The sequence below is a fragment of the Mesorhizobium sp. M8A.F.Ca.ET.165.01.1.1 genome (assembly GCF_004792065.1).
Taxonomy (GTDB): domain Bacteria; phylum Pseudomonadota; class Alphaproteobacteria; order Rhizobiales; family Rhizobiaceae; genus Mesorhizobium.
In genome coordinates this window covers 74595-92610 of sequence record NZ_SRTH01000001.1, presented here as the reverse complement: position 1 = coordinate 92610, position 18016 = coordinate 74595, and the positions used below count along the sequence as shown (strand labels likewise).

Annotated in this window: 17 protein-coding genes; 10 read left to right on the top strand and 7 right to left on the bottom strand. The window is 64.1% G+C overall.

The window, feature by feature from the left end:
• Window positions 1–76 precede the first annotated feature (76 nt).
• Window positions 77–1429, bottom strand: coding sequence for an extracellular solute-binding protein (locus tag EN808_RS00465; protein WP_127279191.1), 1353 nt, complete (start codon window positions 1427–1429; stop codon window positions 77–79).
• 313 nt (window positions 1430–1742) lie between these two features.
• Between EN808_RS00465 and EN808_RS00460 the strand changes: the two genes are divergently transcribed.
• Entirely contained in the window at window positions 1743–1913 is a 171-nt protein-coding gene (locus EN808_RS00460; RefSeq protein ID WP_245511774.1) for a hypothetical protein, read from the top strand.
• A 164-nt stretch (window positions 1914–2077) separates the two neighbouring features.
• Entirely contained in the window at window positions 2078–4528 is a 2451-nt protein-coding gene (locus EN808_RS00455; protein WP_135914900.1) for an EAL domain-containing protein, read from the top strand.
• 18 nt (window positions 4529–4546) lie between these two features.
• Here the strand turns inward: EN808_RS00455 and EN808_RS00450 are convergent, their stop codons facing one another.
• Window positions 4547–5227 (bottom strand): TlpA disulfide reductase family protein, encoded by a 681-nt coding sequence (locus EN808_RS00450; protein ID WP_135883474.1) that lies wholly within the window; start codon window positions 5225–5227, stop codon window positions 4547–4549.
• Between the two features lie 37 nt (window positions 5228–5264).
• On the opposite strand from EN808_RS00450, the gene argH reads away from it, so the two are divergent.
• The 3 genes from argH (at window position 5265) to lysA (ending at window position 8307) form a co-directional block, all read left to right on the top strand.
• On the top strand, window positions 5265–6665 hold the full coding sequence (gene argH, locus EN808_RS00445; protein ID WP_127872228.1) for an argininosuccinate lyase: 1401 nt from the start codon (window positions 5265–5267) through the stop codon (window positions 6663–6665).
• 139 nt (window positions 6666–6804) lie between these two features.
• The gene (locus EN808_RS00440) at window positions 6805–7011 is read left to right on the top strand and encodes a lipoprotein (protein WP_015315543.1); all 207 of its coding nucleotides are present in this window, start codon (window positions 6805–6807) and stop codon (window positions 7009–7011) included.
• 27 nt (window positions 7012–7038) lie between these two features.
• Window positions 7039–8307 carry a diaminopimelate decarboxylase gene (lysA, locus tag EN808_RS00435; protein ID WP_135914899.1) on the top strand — a complete coding sequence of 423 codons (1269 nt, stop codon included), beginning with the start codon at window positions 7039–7041 and terminating at the stop codon, window positions 8305–8307.
• Window positions 8308–8327: 20 nt separating this feature from the next.
• Here lysA and EN808_RS00430 read toward each other — a convergent pair whose 3' ends face one another.
• Window positions 8328–8630, bottom strand: coding sequence for a metalloregulator ArsR/SmtB family transcription factor (locus tag EN808_RS00430; protein ID WP_127279851.1), 303 nt, complete (start codon window positions 8628–8630; stop codon window positions 8328–8330).
• Between the two features lie 50 nt (window positions 8631–8680).
• Between EN808_RS00430 and EN808_RS00425 the strand changes: the two genes are divergently transcribed.
• Together EN808_RS00425 and EN808_RS00420 are read left to right on the top strand one after the other, a co-directional pair.
• Window positions 8681–9622: a threonine/serine dehydratase gene (locus EN808_RS00425; protein ID WP_135914898.1), complete on the top strand. Its 942-nt coding sequence runs from the start codon at window positions 8681–8683 to the stop codon at window positions 9620–9622.
• 213 nt (window positions 9623–9835) lie between these two features.
• Entirely contained in the window at window positions 9836–12430 is a 2595-nt protein-coding gene (locus EN808_RS00420) for a TIGR02302 family protein (protein ID WP_135914897.1), read from the top strand.
• A 25-nt stretch (window positions 12431–12455) separates the two neighbouring features.
• Here the strand turns inward: EN808_RS00420 and EN808_RS00415 are convergent, their stop codons facing one another.
• Complete coding sequence (locus tag EN808_RS00415) at window positions 12456–13331, bottom strand: LysR substrate-binding domain-containing protein (protein WP_127280878.1); 876 nt, start codon at window positions 13329–13331, stop codon at window positions 12456–12458.
• 222 nt (window positions 13332–13553) lie between these two features.
• On the opposite strand from EN808_RS00415, the gene EN808_RS00410 reads away from it, so the two are divergent.
• Window positions 13554–14501 carry a DMT family transporter gene (locus EN808_RS00410; RefSeq protein ID WP_135914896.1) on the top strand — a complete coding sequence of 316 codons (948 nt, stop codon included), beginning with the start codon at window positions 13554–13556 and terminating at the stop codon, window positions 14499–14501.
• Here the strand turns inward: EN808_RS00410 and EN808_RS00405 are convergent, their stop codons facing one another.
• The 3 genes from EN808_RS00405 to EN808_RS00395 form a co-directional block, all read right to left on the bottom strand.
• Window positions 14502–14873, bottom strand: a complete 372-nt coding sequence (locus EN808_RS00405) for a response regulator (RefSeq protein WP_167531492.1) — start codon at window positions 14871–14873, stop codon at window positions 14502–14504.
• Between the two features lie 76 nt (window positions 14874–14949).
• Entirely contained in the window at window positions 14950–15492 is a 543-nt protein-coding gene (hpt, locus tag EN808_RS00400; RefSeq protein WP_127279434.1) for a hypoxanthine phosphoribosyltransferase, read from the bottom strand.
• Window positions 15493–15514: 22 nt separating this feature from the next.
• Window positions 15515–16159 carry a hypothetical protein gene (locus tag EN808_RS00395; RefSeq protein ID WP_135914895.1) on the bottom strand — a complete coding sequence of 215 codons (645 nt, stop codon included), beginning with the start codon at window positions 16157–16159 and terminating at the stop codon, window positions 15515–15517.
• 190 nt (window positions 16160–16349) lie between these two features.
• Between EN808_RS00395 and ftsE the strand changes: the two genes are divergently transcribed.
• Window positions 16350–17009, top strand: a complete 660-nt coding sequence (gene ftsE / locus EN808_RS00390; RefSeq protein WP_010911739.1) for a cell division ATP-binding protein FtsE — start codon at window positions 16350–16352, stop codon at window positions 17007–17009.
• Window positions 17002–17988 carry an ABC transporter permease gene (locus tag EN808_RS00385; protein ID WP_135883481.1) on the top strand — a complete coding sequence of 329 codons (987 nt, stop codon included), beginning with the start codon at window positions 17002–17004 and terminating at the stop codon, window positions 17986–17988. Before ftsE ends, EN808_RS00385 begins: the two co-directional genes overlap by 8 nt.
• The last annotated feature ends 28 nt before the right edge of the window (window positions 17989–18016 follow it).

Genomic DNA, 18016 nt, shown 5'->3' with positions numbered 1-18016 from the left:
ATGATCCCGGAAAGTGGAGAACGGTTTCGCGATCATGCTCAACGGAGTCGCCGGACGGCCAGTGCATTTCAGCGGATCAGGGCAGCGTCTTGCCCGGATAGGTCTGCTGGAAGCGGTCGAGGATGGCGTCGCCGTTCTTGACCAGCGTGTCGAGACCCTCCTGGACGCTGACCTTGTTGGCGAAGATCGCCTGCATCTGCGTGCCGAACTCGGCGCGGATCTGGGTGAAGTTGCCCAGGCGCACGCCACGGGTGATCTCTGTCGGCTCCGACGCGGTCAGGCTGGCGATCGCGACTTCACGACCCTTGTAGGGCGCCTTGTCGTAGAACCCTTGCGACTTCAGGTATTCGAAGCCCGACTTGGTCACCGGGATGTAGCCGGTGTTGGTCGACCAGAACAGGGCGGTCTTGGGGTCATGGATGAAGTTGAGGAAGGCGGCCGCGCCCTTGTATTCCGCGTCCGACTTGCCGGAAAGTACCCACAGTGAAGCGCCGCCGACGAGCGAGTTCTTGCGCTCGGTGCCGGCATAGACCGGCAGTTCGGCGACATCCCACTTCATGCCTTCCTTCTGCGTGCGGCCGACCGTGCCGTGGTCGCCGACCGAAGTCAGAATGACCTGGCAGGTGCCGGTGGCGAAGGCCTGCACCATGTCCTGGCCGAGATCCTTCGACTTGATCTTGATCAGGCCGGCGTCATACCACTTCTTCAGATCGGTGACGTACTGGACGAATTTGGTCTTGTTGACCTCCAGACGGGCATCGAGACCGTCATAGCCATTGTTCTTGGTGGCGATCGGCTGGTTGTGCAGCGCCGAGAACTGCTCCATCAGCTGCCAGCTTTCATTGGCCGAGATGTTGATCGCCATCGGGCATTCATAGCCGGCGTCCTTCAAGGCCTGGAGATCGGTGGCGACATCTTCCCATGTCTTGGGCGCTTCGGTCTTGCCGATCTTGGCGAAAGCATCCTTGTTCCAGTACATCAGCGGGGTCGAGGAATTGAACGGAAAGGACAGCATCTCGCCCTTCGACGTCGCGTAGTAGCGCGCGATGCCGGGGAAATAGTCGGCGTAGTCGATCTTGTAGCCGTTTTCTTCCATCAGCTTGTCGGCGGGCTTGTAGGCGCCCGACAGCATCATGGTGGCGGTGCCGACGTCGTAGACCTGGACGACGGCGGGCTGCTTTCCGGCGCGGAAGGCGGCGATGGTGTTCTGCAGCGTCGCGTCGTAATTGCCCTGGCTGGTGCAGGTGACTTCATAATCCTTCTGCGACTCGTTGAAGTTCTTGCACAGCGTATCGACGACGCGGGCAAGATCGCCAGAAAGGCCGAACCAGAAATCGAATTTTACCGGTTCCGCGAAGGCAGGAACCGCCACCGCCGTGCTGAGCACGCCTGCGGCAAGGGCAGCGAGGCCCCGCTTGATGATCGTCATGATTTCTTCCCTCTTGAATGACTGTTGACAAGGGTCTGCGCAAGTCCTTGCCCGCTCTCTTAGAGAAGGTATGTGACAGTTCTGTTGTGGCCTCCCGGGCCTGTGGACAGCCGGTCTTTCCTCCCCCTCGGCGGTTGCGCCGGCATGAAAACGTCACACCGGCGCCTTAGGTAGCTAGGGCGGCTGTCAGGGACGTAAAGGCCGTCATGGTTATCCGGCTAAAGGGATGATGAAATGCTGGTGAAGCAAGCGCCATGAGCCGCTGTTCGCGGCCCTTGCCGAGCGCGGCTATGATTGGCAGGCGGCCAACGACATGGACCTGCCCACCCAGCGCCGGCCTGCCGGCATGCCGGTCGGCCGCATCGACTGGTTCTTCACACGCGGCCTCGCGGCCAGCGCGCCGGCGGTCCTTCCGGCGGTGTTGCCGGACGGCAGCCCGAGCTCGGATCATGAAGCCCTGACCGTGACCGTTCGCCTGAAATAGCCGCCATCTTCAAGTCGACGCGGCTGAACCGGTCGGTGCCTTTGCGGCCAGCCTGCGCCACGAAGGCACGCTATGGTTGCAGGCGACTTTATCGATCCTTCAACAGCCAAGCATTAATCAGTCATATTTCTTTTTTTATTTCCTGTGGGCTAGGGGGAAATAAGATGCTGACGGTCTATAACTGCATCGTGCACCAGCACGATCTGCGACTGGTCGCATTGGCAGCGCTGATCTGCGGAATTTCCTGTTTCTCTGCTGTAAACCTGCTTCACCACATCAGCCGCTCGACGGACCGTAACCGGCTGGTCTGGCTGATGATATCGGCGACTTCGACGGGGTTCGGCATCTGGGCAACGCATTTCATTGCCATGCTCGCCTTCACGCCGGGCATCCCCAGCGCTTACGATCCGGGGCTCTCCGTGATCTCGCTCGCCGCCTCGGTCGCATTGACGGCGGCCGGCATGTGGATCGCCACCTTGCGGGACGAGATCGATTACCATCTCGTCGGCGGCGCCATCCTGGGCGGCGGCATCGCAGCCATGCACTACGTCGGCATGGCGGCGTTCGAGGTCCAGGGGCGGATCGAATGGAACCTGATGCTTGTCGCCGTTTCCCTGCTGGCCGGTATGACGCTTGCGGCACTGGCGCTGCATGTCGTTCTGCGCCGCCCTTCCTTGTCAGCGACATCCGCCGGCGCGGTGCTGCTGACGCTGGCTATCTGCACCTTGCATTTCATCGGCATGGGCGCCGTCTCGATCTTTCCCGATTCCTCGATTGTCATATCGCAGTACACGATCGCGCCGACCTCGCAGGCTTTCGCGGCCGCGGCCGCCACCCTGGTGATCCTGGTTCTGTCGGCATCGGCGTTGTGGATCGACCTGCGCTTCCGTCGCCAGAAACTCGAGGTCGACCGCATGCATGGCCTGGCCAATGCAGCCGTGGAAGGCCTGATCGTCTGCGATGGCAGTCGCATCGTCAGCGCCAATGACAGCATGGGCAAGCTGACCGGCGCGCCGGCTACGACCCTGAACGGCATGCAACTGGGCGAACTTTTCGACGAACGCGCAGCATCCGATGCGACCAGCCTGGAGGGCCAGCCGCAGGAAGCGGAGTTGAGGAGCCGCGATGGGACGAGAATACCCGTCGAACTGATCGCCAGGAGCATCGATTATTGCGGCAAGCCCCACAATGTCATCGCCGTACGCGACATACGCGAACGCAGGAAGGCGGAGCAGGAGATCCTTCGCCTTGCCCATTTCGATCCGCTGACGGGGCTTGCCAATCGCCGCAGTTTCTCCAGCCGTCTCGACGCGGAAATCGCATCGATGAACCGCGTCGCGACTGCCGACGCAAACATCAAGGGCCGGCATCTTGCGCTCTTGCTGCTCGACCTCGACCGCTTCAAGGAGGTGAACGACCTCTACGGGCACGGCGCCGGCGATGCCATGTTGCAGAAAGTGGCAAGCTGCGCGTCCGGCGTTCTGCGCCACGGCCAGATGCTTGCGCGCCTGGGCGGCGACGAATTCGCCATCATAGCCCCCAATTTGCCCGACCCGCAGGCGGCGGGCCGCATCGCCAATGCGGTACTCGCCGCCATGCGTGAGGAAAACCGGGCAGCGGTCGGTGGCGGGCTGGTCTCGGCCAGCATCGGCATTGCGGTCTATCCGCTCGATGCCGAGGACCAGACCAGCCTGATCAGCCATGCCGATACGGCACTCTATCGCGCCAAGACCGAAGGCAGGGGCACGTTTCGCTATTTCGAAGCCTCGATGGGCGCCGAGGCTCGCGACAAACGCGTGATGGAGCACGAATTGCGCCAGGCCGTCGTGCGCGGTGAATTCTACCTCGTCTACCAGCCCCAGAAGGAGATCAGCAGCGGCAAGATGGTTGGCTTCGAGGCCCTGATCCGCTGGCGCCATCCTGAGCGTGGCGAGGTTTCTCCTGCCACTTTCATTCCGGTGGCCGAGGACAGCGGCGCGATTGGCCAGATCGGGGATTGGGTGCTCGAAGCGGCCTGCGAGGAAGCCGCGCGCTGGGAAAACCCGCTGACTGTCGCCGTCAACGTCTCTGCGGTGCAGCTCCACAACCCAAATTTCAGCCGCAAGGTCCACGAGACCTTGCTGAAGACAGGCCTTGCCCCGACCAGGCTCGAACTCGAGATCACCGAAACCGCGCTGGTGAAGGACATGCCGCGTGCGCTGGCAACCCTGCGCCAGGTCAAGTCGCTCGGCGTGCGCGTAGCCATGGATGATTTCGGTACCGGCTATTCCTCTCTTTCCAACCTGCGCGCCTTCCCCTTCGACAAGATTAAGATCGATTCCTCCTTCATCAAGGCGGTCGACACGAACGGCCAGGTCGCGGCGATCGTGCGCGCGGTGCTGGGGCTGGGGCGCGGCCTTGGCCTGCCGGTTCTGGCCGAAGGCGTCGAGACGCTTGGCGAGTTGAAGTTCCTTGACGCCGAGGCCTGTGAGATCGGCCAGGGCTACTATCTCGGCAAGCCGGCGCCGATCGAGGCGTTCGATGACCTGACCGGCCACGGCAAGCCCACTCCGGTGCGTGCCGGCCGCCAGGATGGCAGCCTCGTGCGGTTCAAGCCGAGCGTGCGCTCGGCTTGAACCGCGACATGCATTGGCTCACGACCCGAGCGCCGTCTCGACCAACCGCTTGGCGTCCGGCCCGGACCATTCGGCCGGACCGTTCATATGGGCGATCAGGCAGCCTTCGCCGTCGATCAGCATGGTGACGGGCAGGCCGAGCGCCAGACCGCGCGTCTTGAGGTCGTTGAACAGTGTCATCGTCGAATCCCGGTAGTAGCCGAGCGTGTGCACACCGGTATCGGCGAGAAACTTCTTCGGCTTCACATCGTCGCCGGCATCGACGTTGACGGCGACGACCTGAAAGGCGTCGCTGCCTTTCTCTTTTTGCAGCGCATCGAGCGCCGGCATTTCGGCACGGCATGGCGCGCACCATGTTGCCCAGAGATTGAGCAGCACCGTCTTGCCGGCATGGTCGGCGATCGTCATCGGCTTGCCGTCCGGCCCGTTGAAGGCGAGGCTCCTCATCGACTGCGGCGGATCGGCCGGCAAAAGTGCCGCGACCTCACCGGTGGCCGCGGCCGCCACCTTCTTGGCGCGATCGCTCTTGGCGGCGCAGGCGACGTCGTCCTTGCTGTCGCCGGCGGCCACCTGCGCCGGTGCGTTGTTGCCAGACCGGCTCTCGCTGACATATACCGCGACCGCGCCGGCCAGCGCTCCCGCCACCAGGGCGGCGAGGATCAGGCGCGGGGCCGGGAAAAATCTGTTTCCGTCTGCCATTTTCTCAAAACTGCTCCGAAGCACGGGTTTTATAGCGATGAGCGACAAGAAGACCAGCAACCAGATGTGGGGCGGACGATTTGCCTCGGGTCCGGCCGCGATCATGGAAGCCATCAACGCGTCGATCTCGTTCGACCGCAAACTCTACGCGCAGGATATTCGCGGTTCGATCGCCCATAGCGAGATGCTGGCGCAGACGGGCATTATTTCGGCTGCCGATCAAGAAAAAATCGCTCACGGCCTGAACACGATCCTGAAAGAGATCGAAGCTGGCACGTTCGAATTCTCGACCAGGCTGGAAGACATCCACATGAATGTCGAGGCCCGGCTCGCCGACCTGATCGGCTCGGCGGCCGGCCGGTTGCACACCGCCCGCTCGCGCAACGACCAGGTGGCGGTCGATCTGAGGCTCTGGGTCAAGGACGAGTGTTTTCGCGTCGCCGAGGCGTTGAAGGGGTTGATCGGGGCGCTGCTGGAACGGGCCGGGGAGCATGCGGCGACCGTGATGCCGGGCTTTACCCATATGCAGGCAGCACAGCCGGTGACCTTCGGCCACCATTGCATGGCCTATGTCGAGATGTTTTCGCGCGACCTGTCGCGCGTGCGCGACGCCATCGAACGGATGGACGAGAGCCCGCTCGGCGCCGCCGCCCTTGCCGGCACCAGCTTCCCGATCGACCGCCACCAGACCGCCAGGGCGCTCGGTTTCCGCGAGCCGATGCGCAATTCGCTGGACAGCGTCTCCGACCGCGATTTCGCGCTGGAGTTCCTCGCCATGGCCGCGATCTGCGCCACCCATCTGTCACGGCTGGCGGAAGAGATCATCATCTGGTCGACGCCGCAATTCGGCTTCATCAGGCTGTCGGATAGCTTTTCCACCGGCTCTTCGATCATGCCGCAGAAGAAGAACCCCGACGCCGCCGAACTGGTGCGCGGCAAGACCGGCCGCGTCAATGGCCATCTGGTCGGCCTGCTGACGGTCATGAAGGGCATGCCTTTGACCTATGGCAAGGACATGCAGGAAGACAAGGAATCGGTCTTCGACGCCGCCGAGACGCTCGACCTGATGCTGGCCGCGATGACCGGCATGGTCTCGGACATGACGGTGAACGCAGCCGCGATGAAGAAGGCCGCCGGCTCCGGCCACGCCACCGCCACCGACCTTGCCGACTGGCTGGTGCGCACTTTGGGCCTGCCGTTCCGCGAAGCCCATCATGTCACCGGCCGCGCAGTGGCGCTGGCCGAAGAGAAGAAGGTGAGCCTGGAGAAGCTTGCGCTGGAGGATCTGCAATCGATCAACCCGGGCATCACTTCCGACATATTCTCGGTGCTGGCGGTGCAGAACTCGGTCAAGAGCCGCACCAGCTTCGGCGGCACCGCGCCGTCGGAAGTGAGGAAGCAGATCCGCGCCTGGAAAAAGCGTATCGCCAAGGCGTGATCCCGGATATTGCGATCAGCAATATCCCGATGTTGCGACCAGAAATATCCCGATGTTGCGATCGGCAATATCCGGGGTGCAATACGTTGAGAACTCGGCTAAAAGCGGCGGCTGGCAAACGTTTCGGACGGATGGATCGATGACCGGAAGCAGGATTTTGGTAACGCTGACGCTGCTTGCGGCGCTTGCCTCCGTGACCGCCTGCGGCCGCAAGGCCGGCCTCGATACGCCGTACGAGGCGGCTGTCCAGGCGCGCAAGGATGCCGAGAAGGCCCACCAGCCCGTGCCGCCGGAACCGGAAAAACCGGTCGTGGACAAGAAGTTCATCCTCGACCCGCTGATCTAGCACCCGCCAACTTCCGGAACCACTCTCGTGAACCATTTCGACTACCGCGACGGCGTGCTGCATGCCGAGGACGTGGCAATCCCTGATATCGCCGCACAGGTCGGCACGCCGTTCTACTGTTATTCGACGGCGACCCTGACCAGGCACTACCGTGTCTTCGTCAAGGCCTTTGCCGGGCTCGACGCGCTGGTCTGCTACGCCATGAAGGCCAATTCCAACCAGGCCGTGCTGCGGACCCTGGCCAAGCTCGGCGCCGGCGCCGACGTGGTCTCGGAAGGCGAATTGCGCCGGGCACTGGCCGCCGGCGTCCCGGCCAGCAAGATCCTGTTTTCCGGTGTCGGCAAGACGGCGCGTGAAATGGACTTTGCGCTCGAAGCTGGCATCCTTTGCTTCCACGTCGAATCCGAGCCGGAGCTCGAACTCCTGTCGGCCCGCGCCTCGGCTCTCGGCAAGGTGGCGCCGGTGTCGCTGCGCATCAATCCCGATGTCGACGCCAGGACCCACAAGAAGATCTCAACCGGCAAGGCCGAGAACAAGTTCGGCATTCCGTGGCAGCGGGCGCGCCAGGTCTATGCCCGCGCGGCAACGCTTCCAGGCATCAAGGTCACCGGCATCGATACTCATATCGGCAGCCAGATCACGGAACTGCAGCCTTTCGACGACGCCTTCGCCTTGCTGGTCGACCTGGTCGGCGCGCTGCGCGCCGACGGACATGCGATAGAGCATGTCGATCTCGGCGGCGGCCTCGGCATTCCCTATCGCGTCGACAACAACCCTCCCCCCTTGCCCGACGCCTATGCCCAGGTCGTCCGCAAGCATGTCACCAAGTTGGGCATGAAGGTGATGTTCGAGCCGGGCCGGCTGATCGTTGGCAATGCCGGCATCCTGGTCTCGGAAGTGATTTTCGTGAAGGAAGGCGACGCCAAGAACTTCCTCGTCGTCGACGCCGCCATGAATGACCTGATCAGGCCGACGCTCTACGATGCTTTTCACGAGATCAGGCCGGTCGTGCAGCCGCCGGCCGACACGCCGCGCATGATGGTCGATGTGGTCGGCCAGGTCTGCGAGACCGGTGACTATCTCGGCCTCGACCGCGACCTGCCGAGGCTGAAGGCGGGCGATCTCGTCGCCGTTTCCACTGCCGGCGCCTATGGCGCGGTCCAGGCCGGAACCTACAACACACGCCTGCTGGTGCCGGAGGTGCTGGTCGACGGCGACCGTTTCCATGTCGTTCGTCCGCGCCTGACCTATGACGAACTGATCGGGCTGGATTCGGTGCCGGACTGGCTTGCATAGAAGCTGCCCTGGCCGCGATGCTATAGCCGGTTCTGGATGAGCGCCCTTGTGTCGGCGATCCTGTCCTCGTCGCGGCGGTAGAAGGTCCATTGCTTGATGCGCTTGGTTCTGAGCAAGCCGGCCTGGGTAAGCACACGCATATGCTCGGAAAGCGTCGCCTGCGTGATGCCGAGCTTCTCGGCGATCAGCAGCGCGCAGACGCCGTCCTCGACCAGATCGCCATCCGCCTGTGCCCGGAAATGCGCACGCGGATCCTTGAGCCAATCAAGAATCTGTAGCCTGCGTTCGTTGGCGATCGCCTTGAATACATCAACCTCTTGCATTTAGCCATTTTGCCAAGTTACTAATTGCTGTCAATCCCGAGGAGATTTTGATGTCGCAGGGCAACACCGTCACACGCGAACGCATTGCCGCGATGGAACCGCGTATCCGCCCTTATGTCAGGCACACGCCGGTGCTGCGCATCGACATGGCCGACTTCGACCGGCCGCCACTGGCGGTCGACCTCAAGCTCGAATGCCTGCAGCATTCCGGCTCGTTCAAGGCGCGCGGCGCCTTCACCAACCTTCTGGAGCGGCCGGTTCCCGACGCCGGCGTCGTTGCCGCGTCGGGCGGCAACCACGGCGCCGCTGTCGCCTACGCCGCCATGCGGCTTGGGCACAAGGCGACCATCTTCGTTCCCGAAGTGAGCCCGCAGGCCAAGCTGGACCGCATTCGCGGCTATGGCGCCGACCTCGTCGTCGGCGGTGCCCGCTATGCCGAAGCGCTGGCCGCCTGCGAACGTTTCGCCGAGGAAACCGGCGCCCTGCAGATCCACGCCTTCAACCAGGAGGAAACGTTGATCGGCCAGGGCACGCTCGGGCTCGAGATCGAAAGCGATCTGCCTGAAATCGACACGCTGCTGGTCGCCGTCGGCGGCGGCGGCCTGATCGGCGGTATCGCCGCCTGGTATGCCGGCCGCATCCGCATCGTCGCCGTCGAGCCCGAGGGCGCGCCGACGCTTCATCGCGCCTTCGAGGCCGGCCGTCCGGTCGACGCGCCGGCCGAAGGCATCGCCGCCGATTCGCTGGCGCCAAAGCGCGTCGGCGAAATGATGTTCCCGATCGCCGAAGCCTTCGTGGAACGCTCCATCCTGGTCAGCGATGACGACATCATCGCCGCCCAGAAAGCGCTCTGGAACCGCGTGCACATCATCTCGGAACCAGGTGGGGCCGCCGCCTTCGCCGCGATCCTGTCCGGCCGCTACACGCCGACGCCGGGCGAACGGGTGGCCGTGCTGGTCTGTGGCGCCAACGCAAACCCCGCCAATTTCTGATCGCAACCATTTCGGCCGGCTTCACGTTTTCTCAAATCGCCTCGCCTTTGCCGTGTTTGCTGGTATTCTTCGAGTCGTGAGGCTTGGGCCATCCTGCCCCGCCCCACGGCATGGTCCCGAAAACTCGAATCCGGTTTTCGGAACAGATCATGCTCAAGGAGATAGAGCCCATACCGGTCCTTTCAGGACGGAACAGAGCTCTAGGAAGGGCCGATGACGCAACGACCCATCTTCAGCAACGATCGCGGCCTGGCCGGACGCCTTGCCTTGAGCCGGCTGGCGACGCGGATCGCGATAATGGTCGAGCGTGGCTGGCCGCTGCTGCTCCCGCTCATCATTGTCGTCGCTCTCTTCCTCAGCGCCTCCTGGTTCGGCATTTTCCCCCGGCTGCCGGATGTGGTGCGCGTCGGCCTTGTCGCCCTGTTCGGCCTGGCAGGGCTGGCCGCGCTCTATCCGCTGCGCTTTTTCCGCATGCCTGGCGCCGCCGAGGTCGATCGCCGCATCGAGGCCGCCAATAAACTGCTGCACAGCCCCGTACAGGTGCAGAGCGACCGGCCCAGCGGCCAGGAAAGCAGCTTTTCGCAGGCGCTCTGGCGCGAGCACCAGAAGCGCATGGCTGGAAAGCTCGACAGTCTCGGCGCCGACCTGCCGCGCACGCGCGTGCCGGAGCGCGACCCCTGGGGACTTCGCGCCGTGGCGGCGCTGCTGCTCGTCACCGCCTTTGCCTTCTCCTTCGGGCCGACCGGCGGCAGGATAGCAGACGGTTTCAGCGCACATGGCACGCTCGACGCCGTGCCGCCACGCATAGACGCCTGGGTGACGCCGCCGGCCTATACCGGCAAGCCGCCGATCTTCCTGACCGCCGACGCCAACCAGGCGACGCCAACTTTCCACGTCCCCGAGGGTAGCGACGTCTCCTTGCGCGTCACCGGAGGCTCGGGCGAGGAAACGCTTGCCTATGCTGACCAGGACGGCAACGCCCGCGCCATCGACCCGGCCAGCCCGCAAGCCGCCGCCACGGCCAAACCGGCCGCAAGCCCGGCACCGTCCAAGGTGCGCCAATTCACCGGCAAGCTGACTGGCGATGGCACGCTGACGCTGAAATCGCGCGACGACCAGCTTGGCCGCTGGGCCTTCGCCGTGATCCCTGACAAGCCGCCGCAGATCCGCTTCGTCGGCGAGCCCAAGCGCGCCGCCAACGGCGCCTTCGAGCTCAACTACCAGATCGACGATGACTATGGCGCCGCCACCGCCAAGGCGGTCTTCGCGCTGGCCGATCCGCAGGCGCCAGGTGCGCATCCGCTCTATGGTCCGCCCGACATGCCGCTGACGCTGCCGCGCCGCGGCGGCAAGTCGAATGCCGCCCGGACCACGAAAGATCTGACCGAGCATGTCTGGGCCGGCGGCAGCATCAAGCTGACGCTGGTCGCCACCGACGACGCCGGACACACCGCGTCCAGCGAAACCAAGACGCTCTCGATGCCCGAGCGGCCATTCGCCAACCCGCTGGCGCGCGCCGTGATCGAACAGCGCCGCCTGCTCGCGCTCGACGCCAATGCCAGGCCGCGCGTGCTCGACCTGATGGACGCCATCACGCTGCGGCCTGAAGACACGTTCGACAACATGTCCCACTACCTCGCCATCATGAGCGCGATGAGCCGGCTGAAACTGGCCGGGAACGATGATCAGCTGCGCGGCGAGGTCGCCTATCTCTGGGAAATCGCGCTCGGCATCGAGGAGGGCAATCTATCGGCCGCCGAAAAGCGGCTGCGCCAGGCGCAGCAGGCGCTCCAGGACGCCATCAAGAACGGCGCCAGCGACGCCGAGATCGAGAAGGCGATGAAGGAACTGCGCGAGGCGATGAACCAGTTCCTGCAGGAATTCGCCGAACGCGCCAAGCAGAACCCGAATGCGCCGCAGATGCAGCAGAACGGCCAGGAACTGCGGCAGAGCGACATCGACCGCATGATGGACCAGATCGAGAACCTGGCGAAGTCGGGCGACCGCGACAAGGCGCAGCAATTGCTGTCGCAACTGCAGGACATGATGAACAACCTCCAGGCCGGCCGCCAGCAGCAGGGCGGTGAGCAGGACAGCCAGATGCGCCAGCAGATGGACAAGCTCGGCGAGATTTTGCGGCGCCAGCAGGAGATGATGAACGACACGTTCCGCATGGACCAGATGCAGCGCGGCGAGCGACAGCGTGGCAAGAATCGCGACGAGCAGCTCGGCGAAGGCAGCGGCGAGAACCAGGACAAGCCAGGGGCTGGCGAGGACCGCGATCCGCTCGCCAGGCAAAAGCCGATGACGCCGCAGGAATTCGCCGATGCGCTGAAGCAGTTGCAAGAAGGCCAGGGGCAGCTGAAAAGCGATCTCGAACAGCTGAAGAAGGGCCTCGAAGGCATGGGCATGGAGCCCAATGAAGGATTTGGCGAAGCCGGCAAGTCCATGGGCAGCGCCGAGCAGGCGCTTGGCCAGGGTCAGGGCGACGAGGCCGTCGGCCACCAGGGCCGGGCGCTCGAGGCGCTGCGCAAGGGCGCCAAGGACATGATGAAGCAGATGCAGGCCATGCAGGGCGACCAGGGCGGCAGCCAGGAAGGTGGCCGTCAGCAGGACGCCGACCGTGACCCGCTCGGCCGGCCGCGCGCCAGCCAGGGTCCCGATTTCGGCGATTCGGTGAAAGTGCCCGATGAGATCGACGTGCAGCGCGCGCGCCAGATCCTGGAAGCGATCCGCAAGCGGCTCGGAAACGCGCTCAGCCCCGATATCGAGCGCAGCTATCTGGAACGGTTGCTGGAACTGAAATAGTAAACGGCGGAGCAACCGAAGACGTCTATGACGCCGGTTGGACCTGCCTGTTGACGAACGCCTCGCGGATCGCCTCCTGCATGCCGTCGATCGCTTCACCGGAAGCGTTCGGGTTGCGGTGCATCACCACATTGGAGGAATCGATGTCGCCGAACCCATCCGCGGACGTCAGTTCGCGGCAGTCCGCCGGAATGTTGCTGCGCGAAATCGGCGCGATAGCCAACCCTGAGGTGACGGCAAGCTTCAGGCCGCCATTGGTGTCACTGGTATAGGCGACGCGATAGGCAAGGCCGCGCTGCTCCAGCGATTTGATGGCGAAGTCCTTGCACCAGCCAGCGCGGTTGTAGAGCGCGATCGGCAGCGGCTGTTCCTCATGCATGTGATGCAGGTTCGACGTCACCCACACGGTCGGGTCGTGCATCAGCACCTCGCCGCCGGAAAGGTCCTGCCACTCGAAGACCACGGCGAGATCGAGCTCGCCGGCGGCGAGCGCCGCGACCTGCGCCCACGAATGGGCGTAGCGCACGGTGACTTCGACCTTGGGATGGCGCTTCGAGAATGCGCCGAGCGCGCGCGACAGGATGGCGTGGCCATATTCCTCCGGAATGCCGATGCGCACCGGCCCGCCCAGCGGCGCCGCCGCCATCGACGCAGCCGTCTCGTCGAGCAGCGAGACGATGCGGCGGGCATTGACGATGAGTTCGCCGCCACGCCGCGTCAGTGCGACGCCACGTGAACCGCGCTCGAACAAGGTGTCGCCGACCAACTCCTCGAGCTTCTTCATCTGCATCGACACGGCCGACTGGGTGCGGCCGGCCTGTTCGGCGGCCCTCGTGAAATTGCCGGCCTCGGCGATGGCCACGAAGGTACGCAGGAGATCGCTGTCGAGGGTTGGCCGCATGGCATCCATCATAAGTAAATTTGATTGCTGGCATCATTCCAATTCGTTTGCAACATGTCAAACGTCGACCGATAGTCGCCTCACCCATTGGATATGCAGCCGCGAAATCGGCTGCGGACCAATCGAAGAGTCCTCACTCGTGCCCGCTGCCCGAAAACGGTGGCGGGTTCTTTTTGATCTGGACAGGGGCGCCGGATCGTATGCGCGGGAGCCTGAACACGGATGCACAATAGGATGGTGCGCGGCATCCTGAGCCTGTGCCTGGGCGTGCTGGTGTTCTCGCTGCAGGACCCGCTCGTCAAAGCCGTGTCGAGCGGCTATCCGGTGACCGAGGTGATGGCGATCCGCTCGATCGTCGCCTTGCCGATCCTGATCGTTCTCGTCCATGCCGATGTCGGCTTGCGTGCCATCCTGTCGCGGCGCTTCGGCCTGCTGACGATACGCGCCTTCATTCAGTTCACCTCCTACACGGTGTACTACCTGGCCATCGCCGCCCTGCCGCTGGCCGACGCCGTGGCGCTCTATTTCATGGCGCCGCTGTTCATCATGGCACTGGCCGGGTCGTATCTTGGCGAACGCGTTTCCTGGCGGACGCTGGCGACCGTGCTGATCGGATTGCTCGGCGTGGTCGTGATGGTGCGTCCAGGCGCTGGGCTGTTCGATTGGGCGGCCTTGCTGTCGCTGGGCTCGGCGGCGCTCTACGGCTTCTCGCAATTGATGGCCCGCAAGATCGGCGACACCGAATCGTCTACCGTCATGGCCTTCTACCAGAACGGCGCCTATCTCGTCGGCGCCGCCGTGGTCGCCGGCACGTTCCACCTCGCCGGCATAACCCACGCCGTCCATCCGAGCCTCGAATTCCTGGTGCGGCCGTGGATCTGGCCGTCACTGCCGGATTTCCTGAAAATGGCGGCGTGCGGGTTCGTCGCCTCGGCCGGCATGATCCTGCTCTCGCAAGGCTACCGGCTGGCGCCGGCCAACCGCGTCGCCACCTTCGAATACACCGGCATCCTGTGGTCGCCGCTGTGGGGTTTCCTGTTCTTCGCCGAGGTACCACGCTCGACAACCGTGATCGGCGCGGCGCTCATCATCGGCGCCGGCCTGCTGGCGCTCAACACCGAGCGGCGGACCGCTCCGGCGCCGGCGCTTGTCGCCAGGGATCCAGCCTGATCAGGCGAAGCAGATCAGCGCCCGTTCGACGCGCGAACGGATCTCGGCCAGCGTGAAGGGCTTTTGCACGACATCGAGGATGATGCCGTTCAATTCCTCGGCGCGCTCGCGCTGGTCGGCATAGCCGGTCATCAGCATGATCTTCATCGCCGGGAAAAGCGCCGCGGCCGCAACCGCCATCTCGATGCCGTCCATCTCCGGCATGCGGATGTCGGAGACGACGAGATCGTAGCCGCCGTTTGCGGCGCGGATCAGCGAAAGCCCCTGCGCGCCATCGGCGGCGATATCGATTGCGTGGCCGGCGCGTTCGAGCGCGCGGGCTGCCAGGGTGCGGACGGACTCATCGTCCTCGACGATCAGAAGCTTTGCCATGGCCGGCATATTTGGCGGTGAAAAGTTGACTTTTCCTGAAGGCGGGACGGGTCAGCAAGTCTTTTTGGGGAGTGGCTCAAACGTCGCCTTTGACGACACCCACGAACGGCAATTCACGAAAGGCGTGCGCAACGTCCATGCCATAGCCGACGACGAAATAGTCGGGGCAGTCGAAGCCGACATAGTCGGCATTGAGCGCGGTCTGGCGGCGCATGCGCTTGTCGAGCAGCACGGCGATGGAACAGCTTTTCGCGCCACGCGACAGCATCAGGTCGCGGGTGAAGCTCAGCGTCTTGCCCGATTCCAGAATGTCGTCGATCAACAGCACGTCGCGGCCGGCAACCTCGTTGTCGATGTCGCGCAGCACCCTCACCTCGCCGCTGCTGGTGCCGGCGCCATAGCTGGAGATGAAGATGAACTCGACTTCCGGCGACAGGCCGACATCGTGCATGGCCCGGATCAGGTCGGCGGCGAAGATGAACGAGCCTTTCAGCACAGAAATCACCAAGAGATCGTGATAGTCGTGCCCGGCGATCTCCTTGGCGAGTTCGAGATTGCGCCGCGCGATCGCCGATGCCGAAAACAGAACTTCGATGTCCTTGCCGCGTACGATGGGCATTGATGGTCTTCCCCGGTGTCGCCTACTTGGCGAAAGTAACCAAAACGGTTCTTACGCCGTTCTTAGGCACGTCGAGCCGGCTGGCAAAGCCGAATCTTTCGCCCGACGCCAGCGAATGGCCGGATGTCCCCAACGTATAGCGGGTCGTGCGCCCGTCATTGCCCGTCACCCGGATTTCGAGCGGCGGCAGGGTCGCGGGGCTTGTTCCGTCGTTGGCGGCCTCCCCATCGACGAACAGCACCGGATTGGCGCCCGAGACGTCGACGTGTGAGGTGACGCCTGAAATGGTCAGCGCCGACGCTTGCGCGCCGGCCAGGAGCGGCGCCTGGCGCACCAGAGCGTGGCCACCGGAAACCCAGAACGCGGCAAGGGCTGCACCGATGCCGGCGATCCAGAAAATCGGACCGCCGCGCGAGGCCGGCCGCCGTTCCGCCGGCGCTTCCGGCTTGCGCAGCATGTCCATGCCATCGATGGGCGGGGTGACAATCAGGCGCGGCAGCGGCGAAACGTTTTCGACCGGTGAAGCGGGCCGCGACACCACAACATAGTCCGCATCGACGATATCTGCCACCGGACCGCGCACGATCCGGTCCGCCATGGCAATTGCCGGCGGTTCGGTCATGATTTCGCCGGAAACCGGGCGCGCGGTTCGTTCCTCAGCCATCATGGCCCCAGCATTGCGGCACGTTCGCTTTTCGTTTCTTTTGCGTAAACACAAATGGTTAACGCTTCCCCACCGGAGCCCTCTTGAAGAGCCGAAACAAGCCAGGAATTAACCGCCGGTTAACCATGCCGGCCGATGGTCTTTTCACAGAACAGGCTGGCTCGCCGCGGCCAGGAACCTCAGGTCATCGAAATTGATTCGCTTCGAAAATGTCGGCCTCCGCTATGGCATGGGTCCGGAAATCCTCCGCGACATCTCCCTGCATATACCGGAGCGCTCCTTCCAATTCCTGAGCGGGCCTTCGGGCGCCGGCAAGACGACGTTGCTGCGCCTTTTGTTCATGTCGCTGAAGCCGACGCGTGGGCTGATCACCATCTTCGGCAAGGACCGCTCCCGCATCTCACGCACCGAGCTGCCGCACCTGCGCCGGCGCATCGGCGTGGTGTTCCAGGATTTTCGCCTGCTCGACCACATGACCACTTACGAAAACGTCGCTTTGCCATTGCGCGTGCGCGGGCGCGAAGAGGCGAGCTACCGCACCGACGTCACCGAGCTCTTGAAATGGGTGGGGCTCGGCGAGCGCATGCATGTGCTGCCGCCGGTCCTGTCAGGCGGCGAGAAGCAGCGCGCCGCGATCGCGCGCGCCCTGATCGAACAGCCGGAAATCCTGCTCGCCGACGAGCCGACCGGCAATGTCGATCCGCCGCTGGCGCGGCGCCTGCTGCGGCTGTTCATCGAACTCAATCGCCTCGGCACCGCGGTGGTGATCGCTACCCACGATCTCGGCTTGATGGAACAGGTCGACGCGCGCCGCATGATCCTGGCCGGCGGAAGGCTGGATATCTATGACTGATCTGTCCGCCGAGCATTTCGAAGAGCAGGACGCCGAGGCAGCCGTCGCAAGACCGCGCGCCCAGCGCAAGATGGCGCCGATCGTGCCGGCGCAGAACATTGCCGGCCGCGCCTTGGTGCTGGTCATAGCCATCATGACCTTCCTGTCCTGCCTGACCTTCGGCGCGGTGACGCTGGTGCGCGATACGGCCTCGGTATGGGAAAACCAGATTTCGCGCGAGGCGACCATCCAGATCAAACCGACCGACGGCCTCGACATGGAGGCAGCGCTTACCCAGGCTTCGCAGATCGCCAGCGAATTCCCCGGCGTGAAGTCGACCCGGATCATCGACCGCGAAGCGACCGCCAGGCTGCTGGAGCCCTGGCTAGGTTCGGGCCTCAATATCGACGACCTGCCGGTGCCGCGCCTGATCATCGTCACCATCGACGAGAACAGCCCGCCAGACTTCGCCGCCATGCGCGCCGCGATCGCGCCGAAACTGCCGAGCGCATCGCTCGACGACCACCGCACCTGGGTCGACCGGCTGGTAGCCATGGCCCGCACCACGGTGACCATCGGCATCGCCGTTCTGGCCCTGATGCTGTCGGCAACCGTGCTGACGGTGGTCTTTGCCACCCGCGGCGCCATGGCCGGCAACGGCCACATCATCGAGGTGCTGCATTTCGTCGGCGCCGAAGCGCAGTTCATCGCGCGCGAATTCCGCCGGCATTTCCTGGTCACAGGCATGAAGGGCGCGGCTGCCGGCGGAGCGGCGGCGGTGCTCGTCTTCATCGTTTTCTCCTGGTGGTCGTCGCGCAACATGGCAACACCACAGGCCGATCAGGCAACCGCTTTGTTCGGCAACTTCGCCATCGGCTCGGCGGGTTACCTGGGTGTCGTCCTGATGGTGCTGGTGATTGGCGCGCTGACGGCGGCGACCTCACACGCCACCGTCGTCGCCTATCTCAGCGACATCGACGTTCGCCAACCCGACGCATGAAAGGAGTTCGTCTTGGCGTGGATGGAAC

Excerpts from the sequence above, each read along its gene's own strand:
- EN808_RS00465 (WP_127279191.1), bottom strand. The coding sequence starts at position 1,429 with ATGACGATCATCAAGCGGGGCCTCGCTGCCCTTGCCGCAGGCGTGCTC.
- EN808_RS00460 (WP_245511774.1), top strand. The coding sequence starts at position 1,743 with ATGGACCTGCCCACCCAGCGCCGGCCTGCCGGCATGCCGGTCGGCCGC.
- EN808_RS00455 (WP_135914900.1), top strand. The coding sequence starts at position 2,078 with ATGCTGACGGTCTATAACTGCATCGTGCACCAGCACGATCTGCGACTG.
- EN808_RS00450 (WP_135883474.1), bottom strand. The coding sequence starts at position 5,227 with ATGGCAGACGGAAACAGATTTTTCCCGGCCCCGCGCCTGATCCTCGCC.
- argH (WP_127872228.1), top strand. The coding sequence starts at position 5,265 with ATGAGCGACAAGAAGACCAGCAACCAGATGTGGGGCGGACGATTTGCC.
- EN808_RS00440 (WP_015315543.1), top strand. The coding sequence starts at position 6,805 with ATGACCGGAAGCAGGATTTTGGTAACGCTGACGCTGCTTGCGGCGCTT.
- EN808_RS00430 (WP_127279851.1), bottom strand. The coding sequence starts at position 8,630 with ATGCAAGAGGTTGATGTATTCAAGGCGATCGCCAACGAACGCAGGCTA.
- EN808_RS00425 (WP_135914898.1), top strand. The coding sequence starts at position 8,681 with ATGTCGCAGGGCAACACCGTCACACGCGAACGCATTGCCGCGATGGAA.
- EN808_RS00420 (WP_135914897.1), top strand. The coding sequence starts at position 9,836 with ATGACGCAACGACCCATCTTCAGCAACGATCGCGGCCTGGCCGGACGC.
- EN808_RS00415 (WP_127280878.1), bottom strand. The coding sequence starts at position 13,331 with ATGCGGCCAACCCTCGACAGCGATCTCCTGCGTACCTTCGTGGCCATC.
- EN808_RS00410 (WP_135914896.1), top strand. The coding sequence starts at position 13,554 with ATGCACAATAGGATGGTGCGCGGCATCCTGAGCCTGTGCCTGGGCGTG.
- EN808_RS00405 (WP_167531492.1), bottom strand. The coding sequence starts at position 14,873 with ATGGCAAAGCTTCTGATCGTCGAGGACGATGAGTCCGTCCGCACCCTG.
- hpt (WP_127279434.1), bottom strand. The coding sequence starts at position 15,492 with ATGCCCATCGTACGCGGCAAGGACATCGAAGTTCTGTTTTCGGCATCG.
- EN808_RS00395 (WP_135914895.1), bottom strand. The coding sequence starts at position 16,159 with ATGATGGCTGAGGAACGAACCGCGCGCCCGGTTTCCGGCGAAATCATG.
- EN808_RS00385 (WP_135883481.1), top strand. The coding sequence starts at position 17,002 with ATGACTGATCTGTCCGCCGAGCATTTCGAAGAGCAGGACGCCGAGGCA.